The following is a 2303-nucleotide window of genomic DNA, read 5'->3' on the forward strand; positions in this document are numbered from 1 at the left end:
AGCTGATAGAAACAGAAGCCACTGGAGCACCTCAAAAACACCATCATACACTAAATCAGTAAGTTGGCAGCATCACCCGTTTCCGGGGGCGCTGAATGATACTGGAGATATCCCGTTAGTTAAGCGCAATATAGGGCAGGCAAAATAATAACGTATTGGAACACCCTTGATCCTGAATCGAGGGTGTTTAAATTAGTGGAAGGGATAATTTGTTTGTTCAATAATATTATTGAACTGAATGATATGGCTGTATTCTTATCATTGTGGTTATATAAGGAGGTTTTTCAGAATTATGTTAGAGATCTCAATTTAATTATTGTCCAACATTTATGATTCTTCCTGGAGCAACTCAATGGAATGAACTATGGACACAACAGAAGAACTAAATGGAACGTATTTTTATGCTGGCAGAACCAATCTTACTGCGGCAGGACTTTTCTTTATGATCTACTGCGAATCAATTGCCGATCATTTTGGTATTGACGATGTGGCGGGAATTGCTGCGTTATACAGTGGTGCTAATAATCAAACGACTAGAAAGAAACCCGCGGGAGCCACGGAAGGAACGTCCCGAGCCTCGAAAGCCATGAGGAACTATTTCAAACAGGCGAAATTTCCTTATGGCATTAAGCTGCCTACCTGGGTTGGTGGGTACACTCCGTGGACAGTAAAGTGTCGAATGGTATCGAAAGTGAGTGCGTTTGTTGGCAGGACAATACCGTTAATAGGCATAGTGATATTAGTCGCTGATGTATCACTAATCACCTATGCTGCAATACGTGATTATAATCGAATTGCACGGGGCACCGACAAACTATGGTAGAGGATATTGAGCAGCGCATCTACGCCTTAGCCAGACGCTATAACGGCGTTTATCTGATGAATAACGAAGAGAAGCAAAAATTACTGAATGCAAAAACTGATTTGGATACTGACATGCAGCTTGATGTCACTGAAGCAGAAGATTTAATGGACGAGTTTTTTAAAGAATTTAATGTTGATAGAGGGAATTTTAACATAAACACCTACTATCCTGATGAGCCTTTTTCATGGAATCCATTCAAAAAATTCCCGGTGGTGATGGTTCCAGATTTCACTATTGGAATGCTCATCGAATCTGCAAAAGCGGGCAAATGGTTATACGACTAAAACGCAAGGAGCAATAGAATGGCCGTACCTGTACATCTCTTTTTAACCAATGACGGTGGTACAATGATTTGTGGTTCCTGTGACGTTGCAAACAGGGAAGGAAGTATTGAGCTAAGAGGATTACAACATAACCTCAGTCTGCCAACCGACTCGGCAACGGGAAAGGTCACTGGCACTCGCCAGCATTCACCGTTTCAGTTCACCAAGGAACTGGACAGATCTTCACCTTATCTGTTCAAAGCGGCAGCGACGGGCCAGACGTTTAAAACGGCTGAGTTCAGGTTTTACCATATTAACTATTCCGGGCAAGAGGAGGAGTATTACCGAATCACGCTCGAGAACGTTAAGGTCATTTCTGTGAGTCCAGTAATGTACGACACCCGAGGGTGTCCGGGGACGGGGCATATGGAGGAAGTGGCGTTTAATTATGAGAAGATTACACATTTATACAAGGACGGTAACTTGTTAGCGCACGATGCGTGGAATGAACGTCCAACCTCTGGCTCTGCTGCATAACGTTATATTGAACTTGCCCGCCAGCGTTTCGTATGCGCGGGCAGGGATTATCATTACTAATCTCTTTTCATAAATGATGGCCTAAATATCATAAAAATAACCCATGCAAACATCCCAATAATTTTCATCGGCCAGGGCTCTAACACATCCAGACACACAATTGCGCCAATCACTAATAGCGGACCTTCTACAATTTCAATCATCCCCTCTAAAATGTTTAACCTATCAGGGAGTACACGATTTAGTAATGCTGCAATAAGATGTGCGCTCCCTAGTATGATGGTTATTACGATTGTGCGGTCCTCCCAGTTATCAAAACTAACAAAAGAAATGAGGCATGTAGCCAGTATATAGCTACAAAATAATATATTCAGAATATAAATAATAAACTTGCTCATAGTGTTTGCCGCGACGTTTGAAATATAAAGAGTCTATGAATATAGTGCTCTCACCAGAATGACAAACGACATTGGCTAATAATGCATTTCAGAATTTATTGCGCCTCGCTGATTTCCGTAATAATCGAGTTAGCGGCTTCGTGCCAATCACACACTCCACCGCTGGCTTTGTTGAATAAATCAGATTTCGGGTAAGTCTCCCCCGTAGCGGGTTGTGTTTTCAGGCAATACGCACGCTTT

At 42.3% G+C, this 2303-nt stretch carries 3 protein-coding genes; all 3 read left to right on the forward strand.

Annotated elements, in window-relative coordinates:
• The first annotated feature begins 364 nt into the window (after positions 1-364).
• The 3 genes from V6E55_RS25270 to V6E55_RS25280 are packed head-to-tail and all read left to right on the forward strand — an operon-like array spanning position 365 to position 1665.
• A complete protein-coding gene (locus V6E55_RS25270; RefSeq protein ID WP_129996792.1) occupies positions 365-823 on the forward strand; it encodes an STM2901 family protein in 459 nt (152 codons plus the stop codon).
• Complete coding sequence (locus tag V6E55_RS25275) at positions 817-1149, forward strand: DUF1493 family protein (RefSeq protein WP_129996791.1); 333 nt, start codon at positions 817-819, stop codon at positions 1147-1149. The genes V6E55_RS25270 and V6E55_RS25275 overlap by 7 nt, the downstream gene beginning before the upstream one ends.
• Before the next feature lie 18 nt (positions 1150-1167).
• A complete protein-coding gene (locus tag V6E55_RS25280; protein ID WP_129996790.1) occupies positions 1168-1665 on the forward strand; it encodes an Hcp family type VI secretion system effector in 498 nt (165 codons plus the stop codon).
• Positions 1666-2303: the final 638 nt, after the last annotated feature.

Source organism: Enterobacter sp. 342 (assembly GCF_036663495.1).
Classification (GTDB): domain Bacteria; phylum Pseudomonadota; class Gammaproteobacteria; order Enterobacterales; family Enterobacteriaceae; genus Enterobacter.